At 61.7% G+C, this 298-nt stretch carries 1 protein-coding gene; it reads right to left on the bottom strand.

The window, feature by feature from the left end:
- Positions 1-8: 8 nt before the first annotated feature.
- A partial coding sequence (locus tag EN818_RS31895) for a class I SAM-dependent methyltransferase (RefSeq protein WP_189524013.1) occupies positions 9-298 on the bottom strand: 290 nt, incomplete at its 5' end.

Below are 298 nucleotides of genomic sequence, written 5' to 3'. Positions count from 1 at the left end.
CCAGACACTCAGGCCTTGTAGACCACCTGGCGGACATCAATGTAGCTGGCGCGGAAGCCGGCTTCGCAATAGTGCAGATAGAACTCCCAGAGCTTCTTGAAGCGATCGTCGAAGCCGAGCGGGACGATCTTTTCCCACGAGCCCCAGAAACGCTGGCGCCACTCGGCGAGGGTGCGGGCATAGTCCTGCGGGAAGACGCGCTCGCGCAGATGCGCGAGGCCGTGATCCTTGCCGAGAGCCTTGAGGATCGAGGGTGTCGGCAGCATGCCGCCAGGGAAGACATAGCGCTGGATGAAAT

The organism is Mesorhizobium sp. M3A.F.Ca.ET.175.01.1.1 (assembly GCF_004791945.1).
Classification (GTDB): Bacteria; Pseudomonadota; Alphaproteobacteria; order Rhizobiales; family Rhizobiaceae; genus Mesorhizobium.
Note: the sequence above shows the minus strand (reverse complement) of the source record. Positions and strands in the feature narration are given on the sequence as shown.